This window comes from Oceanihabitans sp. 2_MG-2023 (genome assembly GCF_030547245.1).
In the GTDB taxonomy this organism is placed as follows: domain Bacteria; phylum Bacteroidota; class Bacteroidia; order Flavobacteriales; family Flavobacteriaceae; genus Oceanihabitans.
In genome coordinates, this window is the sequence record NZ_JAUOQT010000001.1 from 119,392 (window position 1) to 139,031 (window position 19,640).

Annotated in this window: 11 protein-coding genes; 4 read left to right on the forward strand and 7 right to left on the reverse strand. The window is 31.4% G+C overall.

The features are described from left to right. Nucleotides 1-331 precede the first annotated feature (331 nt). From Q4512_RS00510 to Q4512_RS00520, 3 genes are all read right to left on the reverse strand, one after another. On the reverse strand, nt 332-5,734 hold the full coding sequence (locus Q4512_RS00510) for a PAS domain S-box protein (RefSeq protein ID WP_303420483.1): 5,403 nt from the start codon (nt 5,732-5,734) through the stop codon (nt 332-334). A gap of 7 nt (nt 5,735-5,741) precedes the next feature. Beyond that, nucleotides 5,742-6,110, reverse strand: a complete 369-nt coding sequence (locus tag Q4512_RS00515) for a response regulator (protein WP_303420485.1) — start codon at nt 6,108-6,110, stop codon at nt 5,742-5,744. 90 nt (nt 6,111-6,200) lie between these two features. Continuing rightward, nucleotides 6,201-10,841: a PAS domain S-box protein gene (locus Q4512_RS00520; protein WP_303420487.1), complete on the reverse strand. Its 4,641-nt coding sequence runs from the start codon at nt 10,839-10,841 to the stop codon at nt 6,201-6,203. A gap of 235 nt (nt 10,842-11,076) precedes the next feature. On the opposite strand from Q4512_RS00520, the gene Q4512_RS00525 reads away from it, so the two are divergent. The 4 genes from Q4512_RS00525 (at nt 11,077) to Q4512_RS00540 (ending at nt 15,946) form a co-directional block, all read left to right on the forward strand. Then, on the forward strand, nt 11,077-11,547 hold the full coding sequence (locus tag Q4512_RS00525; protein ID WP_303420489.1) for a nucleoside deaminase: 471 nt from the start codon (nt 11,077-11,079) through the stop codon (nt 11,545-11,547). Between the two features lie 174 nt (nt 11,548-11,721). Continuing rightward, the gene (locus tag Q4512_RS00530; RefSeq protein WP_303420491.1) at nt 11,722-13,131 is read left to right on the forward strand and encodes an FAD binding domain-containing protein; all 1,410 of its coding nucleotides are present in this window, start codon (nt 11,722-11,724) and stop codon (nt 13,129-13,131) included. Next, nucleotides 13,124-15,448: a xanthine dehydrogenase molybdopterin binding subunit gene (locus tag Q4512_RS00535; RefSeq protein WP_303420493.1), complete on the forward strand. Its 2,325-nt coding sequence runs from the start codon at nt 13,124-13,126 to the stop codon at nt 15,446-15,448. The genes Q4512_RS00530 and Q4512_RS00535 overlap by 8 nt, the downstream gene beginning before the upstream one ends. A 123-nt stretch (nt 15,449-15,571) precedes the next feature. After that, a complete protein-coding gene (locus tag Q4512_RS00540) occupies nt 15,572-15,946 on the forward strand; it encodes a hypothetical protein (RefSeq protein ID WP_303420495.1) in 375 nt (124 codons plus the stop codon). A 43-nt stretch (nt 15,947-15,989) separates the two neighbouring features. Here the strand turns inward: Q4512_RS00540 and Q4512_RS00545 are convergent, their stop codons facing one another. The 4 genes from Q4512_RS00545 to Q4512_RS00560 are packed head-to-tail and all read right to left on the reverse strand — an operon-like array spanning nt 15,990 to nt 19,531. Beyond that, on the reverse strand, nt 15,990-16,472 hold the full coding sequence (locus Q4512_RS00545) for a nucleoside-triphosphatase (protein ID WP_303420496.1): 483 nt from the start codon (nt 16,470-16,472) through the stop codon (nt 15,990-15,992). Further along, entirely contained in the window at nt 16,469-17,476 is a 1,008-nt protein-coding gene (locus Q4512_RS00550) for a hypothetical protein (RefSeq protein ID WP_303420498.1), read from the reverse strand. Before Q4512_RS00550 ends, Q4512_RS00545 begins: the two co-directional genes overlap by 4 nt. Nucleotides 17,477-17,517: 41 nt before the next feature. Further along, entirely contained in the window at nt 17,518-18,285 is a 768-nt protein-coding gene (xdhC, locus tag Q4512_RS00555; protein WP_303420500.1) for a xanthine dehydrogenase accessory protein XdhC, read from the reverse strand. A 4-nt stretch (nt 18,286-18,289) separates the two neighbouring features. Beyond that, complete coding sequence (locus tag Q4512_RS00560; RefSeq protein WP_303420502.1) at nt 18,290-19,531, reverse strand: sodium:proton antiporter; 1,242 nt, start codon at nt 19,529-19,531, stop codon at nt 18,290-18,292. Nucleotides 19,532-19,640 lie beyond the last annotated feature (109 nt).

The following is a 19,640-nucleotide window of genomic DNA, read 5'->3' on the forward strand; positions in this document are numbered from 1 at the left end:
TTTTATCTCCAAATTGCTATATAGTCATTTGGTTCTAATTCGCCTGCCTCAGAAATAGTATTACTAGTAATATCTGCCAAAAATTTAGCACACGTTAATGCATTTGTTGCACTTAATGTAGTGGACCTATTTTCTAATAAAAAAACACAGTAGTTAATACTTTGGGAGTAGCTCCACGATCTAAAAATAAGGGTTTGAAGTAATTAATAAAATTCGTATATTATTTATTATTGATCCCCGTAGTTTATGAGAGGTTTTAAATTTTTATATTTACAAAAGACAGCTGTATAGCGAATTCGTATTACAAAAAGAAACAATTGACGGTATACCGTTACTTCCTTATACTCTTGGATATATTTAATTTAGTCATTCTATCTCGTAATGTACTAGCTTTTAAACCTAAGATTTCTGACGCTCCGTTTTTACCACTAATTTTCCAATTACATTGCTCTAGCACTTGTAAGATATGATTGCGCTGTACAGAATTTAAAGTTAAATCTTTATCATGAATTGACTTTACCTTTTGAGTAGAAGACTCAAAACCAGGAATCACTAAAGTATCTTTTGTTGAAAGTATTAAAGATCTTTCAATTAAGTATTCTAATTCTCTAATATTGCCTGGCCAATCATAAGCTTTTAATTGACTCATAGCATCGTCTGTAATATATTTAATGCTTTTTCCATATGCTTTATTAAATTTATCTACAAAATGCTCTACCAATAAGGGGATATCTTCTTTTCTATTTCTTAAGGAAGGAACTTGTACAGGAAACACATTAAGTCTAAAATACAAATCTTCTCTAAATTGCTTTTTCTCAATTTCTTTTTTAAGATCTCGATTTGTTGCAGCTATAACTCTAACATCAAGCTTTTTTGAACCTGAAACACTTCCAACTACTTCAATCTCTCCTTCTTGAAGGAATCTTAATATTTTTGGTTGCATATCTAATGGCAGCTCGCCTATTTCATCTAAAAATAAAGTCCCTTTATCTGCTAATTCAAATTTCCCTATTTTATCTTTCACTGCTCCAGTAAAGGAGCCTTTTTTATGACCAAACAATTCACTTTCAATTAACTCTCTAGGTATCGCAGAACAATTTACTTTTATTAATGGTTTATTATTTCGCAAACTAGTATTGTGTATTGCTCTAGCTAAAAGTTCTTTTCCTGTTCCAGATTCGCCTAACAATAATACTGTGGCTATGGTTGGTGCTACTTTTTCAACTTCGGTTAGTACGTTACTAAACACCTCACTTCCATAAACCATTTCCTCATAGTTAAACACTAAATCTAACTCATTTCTTAAGTAAACATTTTCTTGTTCTAATTGGTCTCTTAACGTATTTAACTCTTTGTTTGCTTCTGTAAGTTTTTGGTTGGTTAATGTTATTTTATTTTCTGCCAAAGTCCTTTCACTACTTTCCACCATTAAAGACACAATACTAGCAATTGAATTTGCAAAACTCTCTTCTTCTACTGAAAAGACTCTTTTTGGCCTAGTACACTCAAAACTTATTACTCCATAATTATTACTCCTTCCATAAATTATGACATCGATTCTAGAAGTAATTTTATTAGGAATTAAGAACTCTTTAGCGAATTCTTTAGTAATTGGATCATTAAGAACATCTGTAATATTTATACTTGTGTTTTCTTCTAATGCTTTAAAATAGTTTGGATACTCTTTATTATTAATTTCCAACTGTTCCCGCTCTAAAATATCATCTACATAATTATAAAAAACTTTACTTAATAATTCTGTATTATTATTTTTATATTTCCAAATAGTAACTAAAGCTGCATCTAATGTTTTTGCTGCTGTTGTTGCAATCTTTTTTAAGGAATCATTAAAATCTTCACCAATAAGGTTTGCTAGCTCAATTATGGTATTTTTTCTTTGATCGGAACGTATAATATTTTGTTTTAAAACATTTTCAGCTTCTACTCTTAAGGTTATATCTGTAATTGTTGAAAAATATGCTATTACTTCCCCATCATTATTAGTAATAACTGAAGGTTTTAAAATACATGGAAATCTTTCACCATTTTTACGCATGAAGACAAAATTGGCAGTAACACCCAATCCTTTAAGGGGAGAGTTAAATTTGTTATAAATATAATCTAACTCTTCTGGTGGCCAATAAGGAAAAGGCGCCTTTATTCCTAAAAGTTCTTCTTCTGAAAACCCCGTCATTTCACATAAAGCAGGGTTCACTTTTATATGCACACCGTTTAAATCTACTACCGACAACCCTTCTCGCAAAGAGGTAACCAGTTTATCTGAAAATTCTTTTTCCGATTTTAATTCATTTTCTGCTGCTTTTCGTTCTGCGCTTTCTACCATTAAGGAAACTAAATTAGCCAGAGAAGTTGCAAACTCCTCTTCATCTCCAGTCCATACTCGTTTAGATTCAATATGCTCAAAACATAAAACACCATACAAATCATTAGAAACTTGAATAGCAACATCTAACATAGAAGTAATTCCTAACGGCAACAGGTAGTTTTCTTTAAAGGCTTTTGTAATATTATTAGTAAAAGTGTCATTAATACTTATTGTTTTATTTTTAATTATTGATTCAAAATAAACAGGGTTCTCTTCTTTTTTAAGTACTACTCCACTTTCATAGGTTTGACTTTTTAAATCAAATAATCCATCACATAGTATTTCATTTTTCTTATTATTAAATTTCCAAACACTAACTCTTCCAACATTTAATGTTTTAGCAGATAGTTTTGTAAGTTCTTTTAAAGCAACTTTATAATCGGATCCTACAAAATTTGCTAATTCTAAAATTACATTTTTCCTTTCAATGGATTTTTTTGCTCTTTCTTTAAGTGTATCTTTAAGTTTTTCTTCTTCAGACACATCTTTAACCGTTGCAAATATTGCGATAACCTCATTACTATCGTTTTTAATAGTACCTGCCAAAAAAGAGGCATGAAATTTTTCTCCATTTTTTCTAATAAACTCTAATTGAAAAGAAGGCGCTTGGTCTTTAGTTACCAATGCTTTAATTTCTTGCATTATTTCAAAGTCTTCTGGTTTTGCAAATGGATATGGTAATTCCAGACCTATAAGTTCTTCTTCTGAATAACCTAAAATCGAACAAAAAGATTCGTTTACTTTAACAATTTTACCCAACATATCTAGCATGAGCAAGCCTTCTTGCATAGAGGTAATTAGCTTATCATTAAACTCTTTTGCTAGCTTTAAATCGATCTCTGCTTTTCTTCGTTCTGTAATATCTTGTACTGTAGAAAAATTTGCAATTTTCTCTCCATCTTCTCCGTATACGCTTGAAATTTGGACGTCTACTAGAAAACGCTCTCCATTTTTACGCATGTACGTATTTTCGTAATTACTTTTATTTTTACCGGATAATAAGAGTTTATAATTTGCATCATTTTTCTTTTTTAGCTCTGGTGGAGAATATGGAAAAGGGCGTTTAACACCAAGTAATTCAGACTCTGAAAAACCAGTCATTTCACAAAATGCTGGATTTACACTAATAATTTCAGAGTTTAAATTTATAGCAACTAAACCTTCATGCATGGACTGTAGAAGGTTTGATGAAAAGTCATTTGCTATTTTTAAATCTATTTCTGCTTTTTTACGATCTGTAATATCCTGAATAGTACCCACAAAATTAGTTGGCACTTTATCTTTATAGATTATTACACCTAAAGCATGAACCCATTTTAATTCTTTTTCATCAAAGGTTATAATTCTATACTCTAAATCAAATTTTTGAGTGTTTTTTTGGCTTTCTAGCATGTTTTGCTTTACAAGTAATCGATCTTCTGGATGTACTATAGATTGCCAACGAGAAAAACTTATTTTTTTATTAACTTCTACACCTATTATTTCGTTAAAAACAGAAGATGAACTTGCTATTTTATTGACTAAGTCTAAATCAAAACTCCCTATCTTTGCTATTTTTTGGGCTACTAATAAGGATTTTTCACTTTCTCGAATTTTAATTTCTGCATGCTTACGACTGGTTACGTCTTGCATGGTACCAATTAATTTTATTGGCTTTGAGTCTTCATCAAAAAGGAGTTCTCCAATGCCATGAATCCAAAGTACTTTTTTTGTCTTTTGATTTATAATTCTATACTCCCTATCATATTTTATTCTATTAACAATGCCGTTTTCGAAATAGTGAAGCATATCTTCTCTTTCGTCTGGATGAATAAGGCTAACCCAGTTTTCAATTGTTTTTAGAAAGGATTTATCGATACCAAAAATGCTATCTAAAACAGTAGAACCTTCCCAAGTCATTTCATTTAAATCTATTATATAAGATCCAATATTTGCTACTATTTGAGATTGCCTCAAACTATATTCGCTTTCTAAAAGTTTTTGTTCGGCTTTTTTTCGTTCTGTGATGTTACGAGCAATGGATAATATTTTATCGTCTTTTTGTTTTTTTGCTGAGATTTCAACATCTAGAATGTTTCCATTTTTGCAAATTAATTGTCTTTCAAAAACTACAGATTCACCTTCAATAATTCTTTTTTGAATCTCGGGCTTTTGCACAATACTACCGATAAGGAAATCTTGGAGTTTAAATTTTGAAAATTCTTTTAAAGTATACCCTAATATCGAATAGGTTGCCTTATTAAATGCATATATAGTACCATCAAAAGTATAACTAATAATTGCATCACTAGCTTGATCTACTAATGCTTTGTATGATTCGTCTTTCTCTTTTATTTCTTTAACTCTAATAAACTTTTCTATAGCAACCTTAACCAAGTTTGCAGAAAAACTAAGCTCTCTTATTTCTTCTAAAGAGGGTGTATTTACCGATTTACTATAAATTGCAAAAGTACCTAAAACCACATTATCTTCAGATAAAATAGGGATGGACCAACAGGATTTTAAATTACATTTAGTGGCAATACCTCTATAGTCTTTCCATAACTTACTAGTTGTTATATCGGAAACTATTACTGCTTTTTTTAAAAATGCTGATGTACCGCAAGACCCTACATTATTTCCAATAACAACTTTCTGAATTGCTAAATTATATTCTTTAGGGAGAGATGGCGCACACTCTAAGGTAAGATGTATGCCGTCTTCTTGCAATAAACTAATGGATCCATAATAGTCTGGATGGATAGATTCGTAATTTAAAAGCAAGCGTTCAAAAACTTTATTTAATGGCGTATTAATTACAATTAAATCTAGTATTTCATTTTTATGCACTAATAATTGTTCTGCTCTCTCTCTTACTACAACTTCTTTCTCAAGATCTAAATTTTTATGTTCTAACTTACTAATTAAGCGTTTACTATATAGTTTTAAAACTTCTTCTTCTGTAAATTTTATTTTTTTATTTTCTTTTTGAACAGGTGTGTCTTGAGAAAAAACTTCTTCAATTACAGAAACTATTTTGTTTTGATCTGTTGGTTTTCTTAAAAAATGAACTGCTCCAAGTTTGAGTGCTAAATCTTCATCTAATTTTTCGGTATATGTGGATGTATAGAAAACAAAAGGAATGTTTTTAAATTTTTTATCTTGTTTACAGGCTTGGCAAAACATATAACCATCCATGATAGGCATCAAAATATCTGAAACAATTAAATCTATGTTATTTTCTTCTAATTTCACTAATCCTTCTTTACCGTCTTTTGCTTCTATAACGATATAATTAGCTTCTTCAAGTATAACTCTTAATAGATAAAGATTTTCATAAGTATCATCTACTATTAATATTGTTTTCATGGCTTTATTATGCTTTATATATAGTTTCCATTTGTTTTACAAAAGTGTCGGGGTTTACAGGTTTTTCTATATAACCATTAGCACCAGCTTCTATTGCTTTTTCTTTATCTCCTCCCATAGCGTAGGAGGTTACCGCAATAATAACGGTATTTTTTGGCAGACCGTTATTTCTTAATTTGCTACAAATCTCATAACCATCCATGTCTGGAAGCTGTATATCAATTAGTATAATTTCAGGGTGATTTTCATGAGCCAAGTCTAAGCCATCTATACCGTTATAAGCCTTAAGCACCTTATAATTACTATTCTCTAACAAGTACGACAACATATACATGTTTTGTGGGTTATCTTCAATTATTAGAATAACAGGTTTCATCTTTTAAGTATATACAATTTAGTTTTTCTAAGTTAATTAATAAATATATTAAATTAGCATCAATAAATTATAACATATTTTTATTTAGTATTATATTTTGTTGGGATACTCTAACGGTAGTTTAAATGTAAAATTACTCCCTTTACCTAATTCACTTATTACTTGAATGGTACCGCCTAGTTTTTCTATTAAACTTTTACAAATAGCAAGCCCTAAACCCGTACCTTCATGTTTTCTACTAAGCCCACTTTCTAGCTGAATAAAGGGTTCAAATAATTTACCTATGTCTTTTTCACCAACCCCTATTCCTTGGTCTATTACTTGAGTAATTAATATTTTATCCTTAATATTTACTTTAATATTAATTATTCCTTGTGAAGAGAATTTAATCGCATTAGACAATAGGTTTAGTAATATTTGTTCCACCCGCCTTTCGTCACTTTCTATTATAATATCTAGATTAGAAATTTGCGTTCTAATTTCAAGCCCTTTATTGGTTGCTTGTGGCATTAAAAAATCTATTGTTTTTTCTAAGGTTGTTAAATAATTAAAGGCATAAAAAGACACTTTTAATTTACCTGCTTCTATTTTAGAAATATCTAGCACATCATTAATTAATCCTAATAAATGCGAACCACTATTTTTAACCATAGATAGTTGCTTTTTTTGCTCCTCATTTAAAGGTCCTGCTAGTTCTTTTAATAATATACCTGTAAAACCTATAATGGAATTCATAGGTGTTCTTAACTCATGTGACATGGTCGCTAAGAAAGCGGATTTCATTAAATCTGCAGACTGAGCTTTTATTTTTTCATTCTCCAGTTCCGAGGTTCTTACTTTCACTAACGCCTCGAGGTTATTTCTGTGTTTTTCTAACTCTAACTCCACTTTTTTCTTTTCGGTAACATCTACTACTGCAATTAGAGCATGAGGTTCTCCTGCTATTTCAATAGCCTCTACAGAAACTAAAAGATTTATTTTATTTCCACTTACTAAAGTTCTACTAATGTTTTCGTTATTTAAATAACCGTCTTTTTTAAATTTGTCTTTTATTTTTTGTTTTTGCTCATAATACGCCGAATCTAAAACAGTTACTTTAGCTTCTTCGAATGTTTTACCTATTAAGTTTTCTCTTGTCGTTTCAAATATTTTAGCCATGGTTTCATTAACCTCAATCCTAACATCTTTATTATTTACAATAGAGAAACCAATAACATTTGCTTGAAATACTTTAGAAAACTTCTCTTCACTTTCTTTTATTTTTTCATCGTACTGAATACGCTCTGTTACATCTTGCACTAATGAAAAAATAGTTTCTACTTGTCCATCTTCAGATAATAAAACCGAACTATACCATTCGCAATAAATCATTTCTTTTGCTTTGGTATTATTACGATTAATACTTCTATTCGTTTTCACTTCTGCATTCATCAATGAATTTGCAATACTTGTAATTGGCTCAAGATCTTCATGATACACCAAGTCCAAATCTTTAAAATGCTTACCAAGGGCTTCATGTTCTTTCCAACCAAAAATGTTTTGTGCTTGTATAGACCAATTGGTAACGATAAAATCTTTATCCCATTCAATTATTGCTAATGGTGAATTATTTAAATGAGTAGCAAGTCGTTGATGTGCTTTTCTTTTTTCTTCTTCTGCTTTCTTTTCTTTAGTGAGATCTCTTATCACACCAATTATAAACTTATTCTTATTGCTATCAATAAATCTAGTTTTTTTAGTAGAAATTGTCCGTAAATCATTTTTATTTAAGTTAAGGGTCTCCTCTGTAACATTTTCTACACCCGTTAAAAGCACTTCTTTATCTTTACTTAAAAATTTTTCCTTTTTATCTATAGATACATTAATAGCAGATATTTGACCTATAATATCTACTCTTGTTTTATTAAACATAGCACACAGTGCGTCATTAACCAATATTATTTTACTTTGGTCATCTTTTACAAAAACTGGATCCCCAATATTATTAATGATATTTTCAAAATATTGTTGGCTTTCTTTAATTTTTTCTTCTGAACTCTTACGCTCTGTGACATCTATACATGTGCCTGCGTAACCGTTCAGTTTATTCTTTTCATCAAACAACCCGATAACCTTAACAGAAACCCAGGTAACCTTGCCTTTTTTGTTTACAAATCGGAATTCTGAAATAAAATCTTTATTATCATTAACAGCCTCTACCCATTCTCTTAATACTCTATCTTTATCTTTTGAATGCAGAGCTTTAATCCAGTCAAGCCCCATAGACTCTTCAAAAGACAACCCAGTATATTTCATGAATTCTTCATTAACAAAACTGCATTCTCCATCTTTTGTTGTTCTAACAATAGCAACTGGCGCATTAGAAGTTAAACCTCTAAACATTATTTCGCTTCTAATTAATTTTTCCTCAGCTTCTTTTCTTTCTGTAACATCGATAAGCGTGCCTATATAACCATACAATTCATTATTAACATCAAATAATCCAACAGATTTCGCTGTAACCCATTTTGTTTTTCCTTTTTTATCTAAAAGCCTAAAGTCTGAAATTAATTCAGTCTGGCTAGCAACTGCTTGCTTCCATTCATTTAACACTCTATCTCTATCTTCTATATGAATAGCACTTGACCAGCGAAAACCTAAGGATTCCTCAAAAGTGAGCCCAGAATACTTCACCCATTCCTCATTTACAAAATTACAAACACCTTCTTTATCTGTTTGAAAAATTGCAACTGGAGCATTAGAGGATAAGCGTCTAAAAAGTAATTCGCTATTTATTAATTTTTCTTCGGTATTTTTTTTATCGGTGACATCAATAGCCATACCTATATAGCCATTTAAATTATTGTTAGCATCGAAAGTTCCTACCGTTTTCACTGCCACCCAGGTAATTTTTTTATTTTTATGAAGAAATCTAAATTGGGTTTCTAACTCTATATTTTTAGACAAAACATATGCTTGCCACTCTTTCATTATTCGATCTTTATCCTCTGGATGAATGCTTGCTGCCCAACCAAAACCCATAGCTTCATCAAAAGATAGTCCTGCATACTTAGACCATCTATCGTTTACATAGTTACAAGAACCATTAATATCTGTTTGAAAAATTCCTGCTGGTGCCTCAGAGCTTAACTTTTTAAATAGTTGTTCGCTTTCTATTAATTGTTTTTCTGCTTTTTTTCGATCTGTAATATCTATACATATACCTATATAACCATACAAAACATGATTAGCATCGTATAATTTTTCAGACTTTACTCGAAGCCAAGTTGTTTTATTTTTCTTTTTATTAAAAAACCTTAAATCTATATCGTATTTTTTTTCTGTAAAAACAAATGCTTCCCATGCTTTAAGCACTCTATTTTTATCTTTAGGATGTATTGCATTAGACCAACCAAAACCCATAGCTTCTTTAAAAGGGATTCCAGAATACTCTATCCATTGTTCGTTAACAAAATTACAAGAGCCATCTTTTTCGGTTTTAAAAATCCCCACTGGGGCATTAGAAGTTAAACCTCTAAACAACAATTCGCTATTTATTAATTTTTGTTCTGTCTTTTTTTTATCTGTTTTATCTTTAGCTACAATACCAAGTGCAATTGGCTCTGTTGTTTCCTTATCTCGAATTAAAAAACCAGACATTTCTATAGGAATTAATGCTCCTGTCGAAAAATTTTTAAACTCTGTTTCCCCTTTCCATTTACTTGTTTTAAAAATACTTGTTAAATGTTCTTTCTCTATTGTTTTATGATAGTATTTTGGGAAAAAATCAGAAATGGAATCTGGCATGTTTTCATCTATACCTAAACCAACCAAATTTCTACCTTTAGCATTTAAATAAATTGGTTTTCCACCTAAAGTAGCCAAACCAATAAAATCATCACTAGTTTCTGTTAATGAAAGCAGTAGTTGGTTTTTAGCATCCACCTTTTTCTTTTCCGTTATATCGGTAAAATAAATAGTTAAACCATTTGAAGAAGGATAAATTCTACTTTCAAACCACATATCTAAAGGCTCATAATAACCCTGAAAAACCTGAGTTTCTTGGGTTTTCATCGCCTTATTGTAAGCTAGGTAAAATGGAAGATTTTCGCTTTCTGGAAACTCCTCCCAAATATATTTTCCAATTAAATCACTAGGTATTCTTCCTAAAATCTCTCCAGCTTTTTTGTTTACAAACGTATAGCATAAGCTTTTATCTAAAGAAATAAAGCCGTCAGATATATTATTTATAGAATTTTCAAATGTAGAAACAATACGCTGTTCAGATAGAAGTTTTAAGTATTTACTTCTATAATTTAATACCGTAAAAATCTCCTCATTATATTTTTCAGGAGAAATATCATTTTCAAGTTCAGAATGATCTTGAATAATTACTATTTGAGCTATCTCTTGACCCCTATCATCTTTTATACTTGCAAAAAAAATTGTAACAGGAAAATGCTCTCCATTTTTACGCATATAGACAGACTTAAAATCTCCTGTTTTATTTTTTTTAATGCATGTTTTATACTTCTCTAACTCCTTTGATGGCCAAAATGGAAAGGAAGATTTTAATCCAATAAGCGATTCCTTTTTATAACCTGTAATAGTACAAATAGCCTTATTAGCAATTAGTATTTCCCCGCTAGTATTGAAAATAATCAATCCTTCATTAATAGACTCTACATAAGTATTAGAAAACCCATATTTAGTACTTAATTCTTCAAATAAATTGGAACTAGAATTATTCATAAATTAAATGTATCTCACTTTATACTCTTTTACACTTCTCTTTATTTACTAAACGACATTAAAACAGCATATAAAACAATGCCATTAAGGTATTTTTTTTAGTTTAAAAAAACTAATAATATCTTATTATTTAGACGAAAGGAATAGTATCTAGTAAATAAACTACCCTATTAAACTCACTATTTAAAATTGTATATTAGCTTATTAGAATTATATAAAAATATTGAGATACAAAATGAATAAAGATAAATTCATGAAGGAAGCTGTAAACGCTGCCTTAAAAGGAATGAACAACAACGAAGGTGGCCCATTTGGTTGCGTGATAGTAAAAGACGGAAAAATTATAGGTAGAGGAAATAATAAAGTAACCTCTACTAATGACCCCACTGCACATGCAGAAGTTACAGCCATTAGAGATGCTTGTAAAAACTTAGATTCTTTTCAATTAGATGGTTGCGAAATTTACACCTCTTGCGAACCGTGCCCAATGTGTTTAGGCGCCATTTATTGGGCAAGACCAGATAAGGTTTACTACGGAAGCAATCAAGTAGACGCTGCAAATATTGGTTTTGATGACGAATTTATTTACAAAGAAATACCATTACCGTATGCGGAAAGAAGCATTCCTTTTGAGCAATTAGCGCGCGAGATTGCTTTAGAGCCTTTTCAAGAATGGACAAAGAAAGTAGATAAAACGGAATACTAATTTAATAAAATTGTCATTTCGAGTATTTCGAGTATGCGTGTAATGGATCGCGAACTTTTCATGTACAAAAAAGCCTCTCGATTCTAAACTCCAAAAAAAGGAATTTCACTTGAAGTGATATTATTTATAGATTTTTAAATTACCTATAACGAACAACTTTAGAAATTAACAAACATGATTACCTTCATCCTAAACAACAAAACCATAAGTACTTCAGAACATTCTGGAATGACTTTATTGGATTTTGTTCGCTATGAAAAACGCCTTACTGGAACCAAAATTGGCTGTCGCGAAGGCGATTGTGGTGCATGTACCCTTTTAGTTGGCACACGAACGAATAACACGATAGAATACCAAAGTATAACCTCCTGCATTTCTCCTTTAGGAAATGCACATGGCAAACACATAGTTACCGTTGAAGGTACTAATCTACAAGACAAATTAACCACAGCTCAAGAAGCTATGAAAGCTAATTACGCGACACAATGCGGCTTTTGCACTCCTGGCTTTGTAGTTTCACTTACTGGTTTTGCATTGTCAAATTCTGAAAAAAATTATAAAAATGCGATAGACGCTGTAAGCGGAAATATTTGTAGATGCACAGGATATAAGTCTATTGAAAAAGCAACACAGCAAATCGTTGACAAACTAAAAACTCAAGAAAACAATTCTTTTGATTGGTTAATTAAAAATGATTTTATTCCTGCCTATTTTGAAACTATTCCAAAACGCTTAAAAGACATGGAAGCTAAAGATTTAAACCAACCTAAAGGAAAATATATTTCTGGCGGAACCGATTTATACGTGCAACAAGCCGATCATTTAGCAGATAATGAAGTGCATTTAATAGCGGAAAAAGATTATTTAAAAGGAATTACTATTGTAAATGGTGTTTGCACCATTGGAACTAATGCAACCGTTTCAGACCTATGGAATCACCCAGAAATTAACAGCTTTTTCCCAAACTTAAAAAAGCATCTAAAACTTGTTTCTTCTGAACAAATTAGAAATATGGCTTCCTTAGGCGGAAACTTAGTAAACGCTTCTCCAATTGGAGACATGACTATATTCTTTTTGGCGCTTAATAGTGATATTACGATATTAAATTCAGAAGAAAAAGAAAGAACAATTGCACTTAAAAACTTTTATCAAGGGTATAAAACATTCGATTTAAAAGAAGGAGAATTATTAAAAAATATCCGCTTCAAATTGCCATCAAAACATTCCTTTTTCAACTTCGAAAAAGTGTGTAAAAGAACCCATTTAGATATTGCTAGTGTAAATACTGCTATACACCTTTCAATAGAAAATAAAACCATTTCTGAAGCGCATATTTCTATTGGTGGTGTTGCTGCAATTCCAAAATATTTGCACGAAACCTCCGCCTTTTTAATAGGGAAACCATTGACTACAGAAGCTATAATTGAAGCGAACAACATCCTTCAAAAGGAAATTAGCCCAATTAGCGATGTTCGTGGCACAAACGATTATAAACGCTTGCTAGCTAGACAATTATTTTTCGCACATTTTACAACCTTATTCCCGAAGCAATTCACTTTAAAAGACTTTCTTCAGCATGCATAAAAACAAAACAAATATTGAACTAGACACCAAACTAGATGCGGTTTCTATTGCGCTAAAAAAAAGTATTAAAAACTTAGATTCTTATACACATGTACGTGGAGAATCCCTGTATGTTGACGATGTAAATATTAGACAAGGCACATTTCACGCTGTGGTTTTTGATGCACCAAAAGCACACGGAAAAATAAAAAGTATCGATTATACAAAAGCGGAAGCTTTACAAGGTGTAGAACGTATTTTCACCTACAAAGATGTTCCTGGAAAAAATGAAATTGGTGGTATTATTGCAGACGAACCTTTGTTTGCTGAAGATGAAGTGCATTTTTGGGGTATGCCAATCGCATTAATTGTTGCTGAATCTGAGTTTATTGCACGAAAAGCAAGAGATTTAATCGAAATAAATATTGAAGATTTACCAGTAATCACAACTGCAAAAGAAGCAAAAGCGAAAGGTAGTTTTATAAACGCACCACGATCTTTTAGTTTAGGAGATACCGAAAAAGCATTTAAAAATTGTGATTATATTTTTGAAGGCGAAACCTTTTCCAACGGACAAGAACATTTATATATTGAAGCGCAAGGTGCTTATGCAGAGCCTTTAGAAAATGGAAATATTAAAATCACTTCCTCTACACAAGGACCAACAGCTGTACAAAAAACAGTAGCACAAGTTTTAGGTGTAGCAATGCATAAAATAGAAGTCGATGTTACGCGCCTTGGTGGTGGTTTTGGTGGTAAAGAAGACCAAGCAACACCTTGGGCAGTTATGGCTGCTTTGGCAACGTATCATTTAAATCAGTCGGTAAAATTAATTCTTAATCGCCATGACGATTTACGTATGACTGGAAAACGTCATCCATATGAAAGCACTTATAAAATCGGACTCTCAAAAGACTTAAAAATCCTAGCGTACCAAACCGAGTTTTTACAAAATTCTGGAGCTGCTGCAGATTTATCTCCTGCCATTGCTGAGCGTACCTTATTTCACGCAACCAATAGTTATTACGTGCCAAACGTAACCACTAAAGTATTAAGTTGTAAAACCAATTTACCACCAAACACAGCGTTTCGTGGTTTTGGAGGACCACAAGGTATGTTTGTTATTGAGTCTGCTATTGCAAAAGCAGCAAATGAAATTGGTGTGCAGCCAAGAGAGATTCAGGAAGCCAATTTGCTTAATGAAAACGACACTTTTTCCTATGGACAAATTGCTAAAAAAGTAGAAGCTAAAAACACATGGCATACTGCTAAAAACATATTCAATATTGATGTTTTAGAACAAGAGGTTGCAGATTTCAATAAAAACAATATGGCTTTCAAAAAAGGGATTTCCTTTATGCCAATTACCTTTGGTATTTCGTTTACCAATACACCTATGAATCATGCACGTGCATTGGTGCATATTTATTTAGATGGAAGTATTGGTATTAGCACAGCTGCTGTAGAAATGGGGCAAGGTGTAAACACCAAAATGATGCAAATTGCTGCTGCTATTTTTTCCATTCCTATTGATAAAATAAAGATAGAAACAACCAATACAACCAGAGTTGCAAACACTTCTCCTTCTGCTGCAAGTTCAACAGCAGATTTAAACGGAAAAGCAACGTTAATGGCTTGTAATTCCCTTTTAGAACGTTTAAAAACGGTAGCTTCAGAAGCATTACATACTTCAGAAAAAAGCATCACTTTAAAAGAGGAAACAGTTTATGTTGATGGTGAAAAGTCTAATTTAACTTGGACACAACTCATCAGTAAAGCCATGTTACAACGTGTTGCTTTAACCGAAAATGCACACTATGCAACACCAGAAATTCACTTTGATAAAACCAAAGAAAAAGGACATCCTTTTGCCTATCATGTTTACGGAACAGCAATCACCACAACAACCATAGATTGTACGCGTGGCACTTATGAATTTGACAGCGTAAAGATTGTACACGATTATGGAAAAAGCATGAGTGAAGGCATTGACCTAGGGCAAGTAGAAGGTGCTTTAATTCAAGGCATTGGATGGATGACATTAGAAGAAATTGCCTATAATAAAGACGGGAGATTACTATCTAATGCATTATCCACCTATAAAGTTCCAGATATTTTTTCTGTACCTAAAACAGTGGAAGTAATCCCTGTAGAAACGGAAGGAAATGATATGGCTATTTTAAAATCGAAAGCTGTTGGCGAGCCTCCTTTAATGTATGGTATTGGCGCTTATTTTGCACTTCAAAATGCCATTAAAGCGTTTAACCCTAATTATGATGTAAAGTTTCATGCACCAATGACACCCGAAAAGGTTTTAACTGGTCTATACCAAAAATAATAAAGCCTTATCGCACTGCACTACAAAAAACAAAACATCCTTAAAGGCGCTCTAATTTATAGTGCTGGCGATTCTATTGCTGCACTTTTATTAGGTGAATTTTCTTGGTTTCGACTATTGGGAATGATGTTTATTGGCGCCACATTTTACGCTTTTGAAATCCCGAATTATTTTGATTGGATTGTAAAAAAGACGCAATTTTTAAAAGGAATTAAAGCCACGTTAACCAAAACGGTTTTAGCTATAGCCTATTTTAATCCCTTATGGATTGCTAGACATTTGTTATTTATCAAATTATTTTCAGGACAATTTGAAGCGATTGGCTTTAACTTAGTTGTAATTGCCTTTTGGTCATTTTTAGTGAATATTCCTATTTCATTTATTGCAAATTATATTATTCAAAACCGATTTAAACTAAAATGGCGATTCTTAGGAAGTGCTATTTTCTCTGCAATTATGGCAATTTATTATGCGTTGAGTGAGACGCTTTTTAGTTAAGAAATGGATGATGCATTAACTGAGGGATGACAAAATCTTACCATTATTTTAAGTCCTCCGTTTTCCAAAGCGAATATTCAGAAATATTATAATGTCTCAAAATATCCTCTAATAAATAATCACGAATTACAAGAATTAGATGTTGTGTTGTATTGTTTTTGAATGAAGAAATTAAGGCTTCCGAAGAACGATGCAAGCCTTCGTTTTTTAATTCTAGTTTTCCTAATTCATCTATAATTACATATTTACATTTTGTTTTTGAAGCAACAGAAATCAAATAATCATTTGCTTTTACAAAAGCACTTTTTAAAAAAATATAACTACCAATTTTAATTACATTTTCCGTTTCCACTTCTGCTTCCGCTTCCAATTTAAACGTTTCGTTAGCTTTAATTTTAAAAAAATAGCGCTTTCCACCTTCACCATCTGGACATAACAATCCATCCACATCGCTTCTATTACTTATCCAATCTAGCAACGCTGTTGTTTTTCCGGTTCTAATTTCACCTGTTAGAATAAATATCATTCCGAAGCAATTTTAAAATGAATACAATTAGAAATACTATTGGCAATAAAATACTGGAATCGCGTATAACCTTTAAGATGACTTGTCTCTTTCCATGTTATGGAAATTATTTGTCGGAAATACGGAAACAAATCCATTGCATTAGTAATATCTTCTTGATATTTAGATTCTTTTTTTGTAAGATATTTCCGAATTAATTTTAAAACAAAAGGCCCTAAAACCAAATACCAAAGCATTAAAAACAAGAAACTTCTAGCAATAATATATATTGCTTTTTGCCATCCAAATAAAGCACCTCCAAATGATGTAAATGCAAATACAATAATAACAATAGTGATGCACCAAATCCAAATAACTTTCGCCTTTATCCTTCTTTTCGATTTTTTTTCTTCGGAAGTTAAAGCTGTAGACGCTAAATAAAATGGCATTTCTTTTTTAGCGGAAATAATACCAATCATACTTTTAATAAACAATCCAGCTAACAATCCGCCAACACCATACACCAAAAGATAGATACTAATTAGCAATGAGGTTGTTGTTGTTTCTGTTATAAAATTGATTTTTTCCTGAATCCAAATACCATAGATATTAATGGCTTCCCAAAAATCTGTACCATAAATAATGGTGAGTTTTAATAATTTTTGAAGTGCAGATTGCAAGAAGGTTACCATTCCTAAAACAACTAAAGTTACCCCTTTCCAGGAAAAATTAGAAAATAAAAAGGCTCCAAAAACAGCTTGAAAACTTACAGAAATGTATGCTGTAAATGGCGAATACGGACTCACTGCCATTTTTATAATTAAAACAATTACTAGAGCTTTTAAAATGGCTTGCCATTTATTTTCGGCATAAAACGCTAGTAAACTTATCAATAAAATAGCTATTCCTCCTACAATTAAACCCGTAAATGGCGAATTAAAAACATGCAAAAACCCACCTAATCCAGACTCGTTTAAAGCCCAAAGTGCTGTTAATTTATCTAGAATGGATTTGTTATTTTTCATATAAATGAGAAACTTAGCTAAAAACGGAATAACGCAAACAATTATTTATAATGTACTTGTAATAGTTGCGCAACAACGCTTATTGCAATTTCTTTTGGTGTATCTCCACCTATATCTAAACCTATTGGACACACTACATTTTTCATTCCTTCTGGTATATCCATTTCTTTAATAAGCATATTATTAAAGCGTACTTTTTTGGTTTTACTACCTATTAAACCTAAAAATTTGGTTTCATTTTGCAATGCCATTGCAATAATATCAAAATCAATCGCATGATTGTGTGTAAGCACCAAAACATAGCTGTTTTTACCCCACTTTACAGCTTCTTTAAAAGTTTTAAAATCGGTTTCCGTGGTTTGATGTGTAGTTATACTTTCCTCTAAATCTAAATTAGCAAACCAATTGTCACGAGAATCTATAAGATGTACTTTAAAAGGTGTATCTATTAAAAGCTTGCAAATTTCCATTCCAATATGTCCTGCGCCAAATAAAAATAATTCTGGAGATTGATGCATAGGTTCTATAATAAATTCTACTTTTCCGCCACAACATTGTTCAAATTCGGGCCCTAAAGTGTAGGTGGATGCAATGATTCTATTTTCTTTTAAAGCAACTATTGCTTCGTCTATAGCTTTAAATTCTAACTTTCCGCCACCAATAGTACCATGAATTTGTTTGTTATTGGTAACTAGCATCCTGGAACCAACTATACAAGGAGTAGACCCTAAGCATTTGGTTATAGTTACTAGCGCAACGGGAATTTGCTTTTGTTTAAATTCTGCTAAAAGAGTAATCCAGTTTTGCATACATTTATTTTACTTCTACTTTTTTAACCAGCTTTCCTACAGTCATTCCTTGTACAAGAATTGAAAAAACAACTACCACATACGTAATTACCAAAAACAAATCACGCTCCATAGCTTGTGTAAGCCCTAGAGCTAAAGCAATAGATATTCCTCCACGCAGACCTCCCCAAGTCATAATTAAATTGGTTTTTGGCACGAAGTCTAATTTTTTTTCAAAGAATTTTATTGGTAGTAATAACGAAATATATCTGCATAATAACACTAAAGGAATCGCTATTAAACCGGCTAATAAATACTCCATTTCAAAAGTTAAAACAAGCATTTCCATACCTATTAAAACAAACAAAACAGTATTTAGCAGTATATCTATTAACTCCCAAAATTTATCTACATAGGTCTCCGTAGTTTCAGACATTGCCGAATCTCTAACCGTATCATTACCAACAACTAAACCAGCGGTAACCATTGCTAAAGGCGCAGAAATATGCAATTTTTGTGCTAACACAGTTCCAGCCATAACTGCCGCAAGAGTTATAATTACTTCAATATCATAATCGTCAATTGACTTCATTAATCGATACGTAATCCACCCTAAAATTAATCCTAAAACAATACCTCCAATAACTTCTAAACCAAACAACTCTACCACTTCTAAAGCACTAACATTATCTATACCTAAGTCTGCTATCTTAAAAATGGTTAAAAATATTACTACACCTACACCATCATTAAATAAAGACTCTCCAACAATTTTCGTTTCTAGTTTCTTGGGTGCACCAGCTTTTTTTAAAATACCTAAAACAGCAATAGGATCTGTTGGTGAAATTAAAGAACCAAATAACAAACAGTAAATAAAATCTACATGCAATCCTACAATAGGTAATGCATAAAACATTATTAAACCAACTAAAAATGTAGAAATTAAAACACCAAATGTAGCAAATGCTAAAACCGGCCATCGTTGTACTTTAAGCTGTTCAAAATTAGTATGCAAAGCTCCTGCAAAAAGTAAGAAACTTAACATTACATCTAATAAAACTGCTTTAAAATCTATTTGTTTTATTATAAATCGCTCGGCATTTAGCAAAGTGTCGTCAAAATAACTTAATGCAAATACCGCAAGTGTAAACACAATAGTAATTAACATTAAACCAATAGTGTTTGGCATTTTTAAAAATCGTACATTTATATAGCCAAAAATAGCAGATATAAGCACTAATACTGAAGCGATTACAAAATAATCCATAGAAAAATATATTTATTGCTAAATTAAAAATTTATATCTTTTAATTATCATTATTCCCATATTATGAAACAAGCATGCTAAAAACCTATCCTACTAAGAATATTAAATC

Excerpts from the sequence above, each read along its gene's own strand:
- Q4512_RS00560 (WP_303420502.1), bottom strand. The coding sequence starts at position 19,531 with ATGGATTATTTTGTAATCGCTTCAGTATTAGTGCTTATATCTGCTATT.
- xdhC (WP_303420500.1), bottom strand. The coding sequence starts at position 18,285 with ATGCAAAACTGGATTACTCTTTTAGCAGAATTTAAACAAAAGCAAATT.
- Q4512_RS00525 (WP_303420489.1), top strand. The coding sequence starts at position 11,077 with ATGAATAAAGATAAATTCATGAAGGAAGCTGTAAACGCTGCCTTAAAA.
- Q4512_RS00510 (WP_303420483.1), bottom strand. The coding sequence starts at position 5,734 with ATGAAAACAATATTAATAGTAGATGATACTTATGAAAATCTTTATCTA.
- Q4512_RS00545 (WP_303420496.1), bottom strand. The coding sequence starts at position 16,472 with ATGATATTTATTCTAACAGGTGAAATTAGAACCGGAAAAACAACAGCG.
- Q4512_RS00515 (WP_303420485.1), bottom strand. The coding sequence starts at position 6,110 with ATGAAACCTGTTATTCTAATAATTGAAGATAACCCACAAAACATGTAT.
- Q4512_RS00520 (WP_303420487.1), bottom strand. The coding sequence starts at position 10,841 with ATGAATAATTCTAGTTCCAATTTATTTGAAGAATTAAGTACTAAATAT.
- Q4512_RS00550 (WP_303420498.1), bottom strand. The coding sequence starts at position 17,476 with ATGAAAAATAACAAATCCATTCTAGATAAATTAACAGCACTTTGGGCT.
- Q4512_RS00535 (WP_303420493.1), top strand. The coding sequence starts at position 13,124 with ATGCATAAAAACAAAACAAATATTGAACTAGACACCAAACTAGATGCG.
- Q4512_RS00530 (WP_303420491.1), top strand. The coding sequence starts at position 11,722 with ATGATTACCTTCATCCTAAACAACAAAACCATAAGTACTTCAGAACAT.
- Q4512_RS00540 (WP_303420495.1), top strand. The coding sequence starts at position 15,572 with ATGATGTTTATTGGCGCCACATTTTACGCTTTTGAAATCCCGAATTAT.